We start from the raw sequence: 5,025 nt of genomic DNA, 5'->3' as shown, positions 1-5,025 counted from the left end.
AGTTCTTCAGCTCTTCGCTGTACAGCGGGTTGAGCGGCAGCAGCTCCTTGATCGCGTTGATCAGCGCCATGCCGTACGCCTTGACCTCGTCGGTCGGGTCGGCGGGTTGACGCGGGTATTCGACTTCGACCAGGTAGGGCGGACGGTGATGCTTGAGCCAGGTGCGGATACGTACCCGGGTCAGGCCCTGGGCGACGAACTGCAGTTTGCCGTTTTCCCGGCTGGCATGGTGCACCTTGACCAGCGTGCCGTACTGCGGCAACGCCGAGGTGTCGAAGTGGCGATGGTCTTCTGGCGGGGTGTCCATGAAGAAAAGCGCCAGGCAGTGATCGGGTGACTTGGCCACCAGGTCGAGGGTTTCGGCCCAGGGTTCTTCGTTGACGATCACCGGCAGCACCTGGGCCGGGAAGAACGGTCGGTTGTGGATCGGAATCACGTAGACCTTGTCCGGCAACTGCTGGCCGGGCAGGGCGAGGGCGTGGCCAGGTTCGGCCTGGGTGGTGTGTTCGACTTCGCTGTGTTCTTCGGGGTGTTCCGGGAAATCCTGCTGGTCGCTCATGGGGCACCTGCGTGAATGACTATGGTGCTTAGATGGGGCGCGGGGGGATGGGTTTCAATGGTAGACGAAGGCAGCAGGGAAGGCTTTCATCTTTGCTGGCCCGTACCGGCCTGATCGCCGGCAAGCCAGCTCCCACAGGTATCGCGCAGCTTTCAGGCCTGCGCAGTACCTGTGGGAGCTGGCTTGCCGGCGATCAGGCCGGTACAGGTGAATGAGCCCCTGAAGAGGGGCCCGGTAGCATTACTCGGCCAATTTGTAAGCGATGATGTAATCGCCCATTTTGGTACCCAGCGAGCCATGCCCGCCGGCAGTCACCAGCACGTACTGCTTGCCGTCCTTGCCGGTGTAGGTCATCGGTGTGGCCTGGCCACCCGCTGGCAGGCGGGCTTTCCACAGTTCCTTGCCATTATTGGTGTCATAGGCGCGCAGGTACTGGTCCAGCGTGCCGCTGAGGAAGCCGACGCCACCGGCGGTGACGATCGAACCGCCCATGCTCGGCACGCCAACCGGCATGCCGATAGGTACCGGGGTGCTGTCACGGGTAGTGCCGTTCTTGTGTTTCCACACCACCTTGTTGGTGAACAGGTCGATGGCGGCCACATAACCCCAGGCCGGGGCCTGGCAGGGTACGCCCAGTGGCGACATGAACGGGTGCATGGTCACGGCATACGGCGCGCCGGTGTTCGGCTGCACGCCGCTGGTCTCGCTTTCGCGCTTGCTGCCTTCGGCCACTTGCTCGCGCGGGACCATCTTCGACACGAAGGCCATGTAGTTGGGCGAGGTGAACAGCAGCTGACGCACCGGGTCGACCGACACGCTGCCCCAGTTGAACACACCGACGTTGCCCGGGTAGATCAGCGAGCCCTGCTCGGACGGCGGGGTGTACTGGCCTTCGTAGCGCAGTTCGCGGAACTGGATGCGGCACAGCATCTGGTCGAACGGCGTGGCGCCCCACATGGCCTGTTCGGTCAGGTCCGGGCCAAGCAGGTTGAGGTCGGAGCGGGCCTGGGTGGGTGAAGTGTGGTCGCCCTTCACCGCGCCCTGCGGGGTCGGGATTTCACGGATCGGCACGATCGGCGTACCGTCGCGGCGGTCGAGCACGTACAGGCTGCCTTGCTTGGTCGGCACGATGATCGCCGGTTTCACGCCGTCATTGGTCTTCAGGTGGACCAGAGTCGGCTGGCTGCCAACGTCCATGTCCCACAGGTCGTGATGGGTGAACTGGTAGTTCCAGCGCGCCTTGCCGGTGGCCAGGTCCAGGGCGACCACGCCGGCGCTGTACTTCTCTGCACCCGGGGTGCGGTCGGCGCCCCATTGGTCGGGGGTCTGGTTGCCCAGCGGCAGGTAGATCATGCCCAGGTCTTCGTCGACGCTGGCGATCGACCACATGTTGGCCGAGTTGCGGCTATACATCTTGCCGGGGGCCAGTGGCTTGGTGTCGTCCGGGTTGTTGCTGTCCCAGTTCCAGACCAGGTGGCCGTCATGCACATCGTAGGCGCGGATCACGCCGGACGGCTCGTTGGTCGACTCGTTGTCGGTGACATGGCCACCGATGATCACCAGGTCACGGGTCACGGCGGCAGGCGAGGTGGAGTAGTAGCCGCCGGCCGTGAACGGGCCGATGCCGGTGGTGAGGTCGATCACGCCCTGGTTGGCGAAACCTTCGCAGACCTTGCCGTTGTCGGCGTTGATGGCGATCAGGCGAGCGTCTGCGGTCGGCAGGTAGAGGCGGCGCGGGCAGGCCTGGGCCACGGCCTGGCCAGCGTCGGTGATTTTCGGTGCCGGGCTGCCGTCACGGCTGACGTAGCGGTTTTCGTCATAGTACGAAACGCCGCGGCAGGTCATGTGGGCGAAGCCTTTAAAGGTGCCGACCGGGCTCTTGACCTGTGGGTCGTAGCGCCAGATTTCTGCGCCGGTGTCCGGATCCAGTGCCAGCAGGCGGCTGTGCGCGGTGCAGGCGTAGAGCATGCCGTTGACCTTCAGCGGGGTGTTCTGGTTGGTCAGCTCCACCGGGTCATTGTCGGTCGGCAGGTCACCGGTGCGAATGCGCCAGGCTTCTTCCAGGCGATACGCATTCTGCGGGGTGATCTGGCGCAGCGGCGAGTAACGGTCGCCATGCTCGGTGCGGCCGTAAGCCTGCCATTCGCCGTCGGGCATGGCCGGTGCGGCACTGGCCATTTCGCTGCTGTCGCGGCCCACTTCGCCAAACACTTCACCGGGGTGGGTGAACTGGCTGCCCAGGGCGCAAGCACCCGACGCGACCACGGCAACGCCGAGCAGTGCAGTGTTGGCTTTGCTGCCTGGGCCGATCAGCGGGCGACGTGCCCACGGCAGCAACAGCACCACACCGATGGCGAACCAGATGGCCAGGCGCGGCACCAGCTGCCACCAGTCCAGGCCCACTTCCAGCAAGGCCCACACGGTGCTGCCCAGTAGCACCAGGCCGTACAGGCCGAGGCCGATGCGGCGCTGGGCCAGCAGCAGGATGCCGGACAGGGCAAAGCCGATACCGGCGATCAGGTAGTACAGCGATCCGCCCAGCTGGCTCAGCTTGATGCCGCCGGCCAACAAGGCCAGGCCCATCAGCAACAGCAACGCGCCGATCAGGCGCGGTAGCCAGCGGCTTCCATTGTTGGCACCTTCAGTGCTCATCGTAGGTTCTCCGTCAGGTCAAAAAGGGGTTAGAAACTGCTCTGGATCTTGAGGCCGCCGACCAGGGCGCCATCGACCTGCGACACCCCGCCCGGGTGGCGGATGTACTGCAGGTTGGGGCGTACCGTGAGCCAGCCGGCCAGGTGGATGCCGTAGTACAGCTCGGCGCTGTACTCGGTGTCCTGCACCGGCAGGAAGCCGGGGTTGTCATAATCGTCGAGGCCGGCGGCCTGGTTGGCCAGGCGGGCGTTCTTGCGATAGGCAGGGTTGACGTGCACGCGCGCGAGGGCGAAACCGATGTCGTCCTTGGCGCGGGCGTCGAAAGGCCCTTTGTATACCAGTCCTGCCTGCACATAGTTGTCGATGGCATTGGTCTTCTTGTCATGCACCGTGGCGTTGGCGAACAGGCTCAGGCCACGCGACTGGTCGGACGCCAGCGAGGTCACCTGCTGCTGGGCGCCGAGCCACAAGCCGTGCTTGCTCGAGCTGCTGCGGTAGGCGGCGCCGCTAAGGGCTGCCGGCTGGCCGCTGCTGTCCTTGAGAACATCTTGTGCCTTGGCATTACTGTAGTAGTAGCCGGCGCGATATTCCCCTTTCAGGCCTTGGATACGTGGGCTCCATACCAGTTCGATCGGCATTACGGCACCCTGGGTGCCGCTGCCGCTGAGCTTGAACCCGTTGCCCGATTCGAGGTTGGACGGATTCTGCTCGAACACCCCGACTTGGGCATAGAGTGCGTCGCTGAGGTTGTAGCGCACGCGCAATGCCCACTGGCTGACCGGCCAGTTGTACCAGATGCCGCCTACCCAGTTGCCCACTTGCGAGCCGCAGAACGCCAGGTTCTGGAAGTCGCAGGGGAAGCTGTTGAAGTCCTCGCCTTCGCCGAAGCGGCCGAATTTCACGTCCAGCGCGCCGTCGAAGTACTTCTGCTTGATCCACATCTGCGTCAACCGCCAGGTTTCGCCACGGCCCCAGACTTCCTGGGCCGAGGTGAAGCCACCCACGCGCGGGTCGTTGATGCGGTCGTTGCTGATGTTGTCGCCGTGGCGCTCGGTAATGGTCAGTTGGAATTCGGAGTCTTCCCAGCCGAGGATCTTTTCCAGGTCCAGGTGGCTACCGAAGGTGAACTGGTCGCTGTAGCGCGCGGTGCGGTCGTGGTCGTAACCGCCGTGCAGGTTGCTGCCCATCTCGCCGGTGTAGCCGAGGGTGAAGTCGTAGCCTTTTTCCAGCAACTGGCTGCGGGTGCCGCCCCAGTCGCCGAGCATCCACGGGGAGTCGCTGGCGAACATTTCAGTGGCGCTGGCGGGGGTTGCCAAGGCGCCGAGGGCAAGGCCGATGTAGCAGGGTTTGGGCAGTTGGAACATGAGATAGCGCTATCTTTTGATTATTGAAAAAATGGCAAGCGCATCGAAGAGCGAGCTCCTCAATGGATAGGACGACAAGTTGGGGTCGATGAAGCGTTTCAGCTTGCGGCGGGGAGGATATAGCGGAAGTTGTAAGAAAAAAAGACAAATTGTCGCAGTGGATTGTTGCGGGTTTGGCAACAGTCCTGGTATTTGCGGGATGCATATAACCTGTGGGAGCGGGTTCACTCGCGAATGCGGCGGTGGCTCCACCATTGCATTCACGGGTGAACCCGCTCCTACACAGGCCGCGTCTGATCAGAAGGTGGTACGCAAGCCGACCTCCACACTACGCCCAGGGGCTGGCGCGATATCCCGCAGGATCGAACTGGCGTAGCGCACGGTCTGGTCGGTCAGGTTCTCGCCGCGCACAAATGCCAGCCACTGGCTTTGGCCGATGTCGAAGCGATA

General features: G+C 63.7%; 4 protein-coding genes. All 4 read right to left on the bottom strand.

All coding sequences use genetic code 11. The annotated features are described in order from the left end of the window. A partial coding sequence (locus tag HP547_RS27350; protein ID WP_172288560.1) for an LON peptidase substrate-binding domain-containing protein occupies nt 1-559 on the bottom strand: 559 nt, incomplete at its 3' end. A 240-nt stretch (nt 560-799) separates the two neighbouring features. Then, nucleotides 800-3,211 carry a glucose/quinate/shikimate family membrane-bound PQQ-dependent dehydrogenase gene (locus tag HP547_RS27345; RefSeq protein WP_172230287.1) on the bottom strand — a complete coding sequence of 804 codons (2,412 nt, stop codon included), beginning with the start codon at nt 3,209-3,211 and terminating at the stop codon, nt 800-802. A 29-nt stretch (nt 3,212-3,240) separates the two neighbouring features. Continuing rightward, nucleotides 3,241-4,575, bottom strand: a complete 1,335-nt coding sequence (locus tag HP547_RS27340; protein ID WP_172288558.1) for a carbohydrate porin — start codon at nt 4,573-4,575, stop codon at nt 3,241-3,243. 297 nt (nt 4,576-4,872) lie between these two features. Further along, on the bottom strand, nt 4,873-5,025 hold a 153-nt coding region (locus HP547_RS30050), incomplete at its 5' end, for a hypothetical protein (RefSeq protein ID WP_172288556.1).

It is taken from the genome of Pseudomonas sp. CM27 (genome assembly GCF_013179515.1).
In the GTDB taxonomy this organism is placed as follows: Bacteria; Pseudomonadota; Gammaproteobacteria; order Pseudomonadales; family Pseudomonadaceae; genus Aquipseudomonas.
The sequence above is the reverse complement of the archived record's forward strand: the minus strand, read 5'-3'. Positions and strand labels throughout refer to the sequence as shown.

Coding starts and splice junctions, on each gene's coding strand:
- HP547_RS27345 (WP_172230287.1), bottom strand. CDS start 3,211: ATGAGCACTGAAGGTGCCAACAATGGAAGCCGCTGGCTACCGCGCCTG.
- HP547_RS27340 (WP_172288558.1), bottom strand. CDS start 4,575: ATGTTCCAACTGCCCAAACCCTGCTACATCGGCCTTGCCCTCGGCGCC.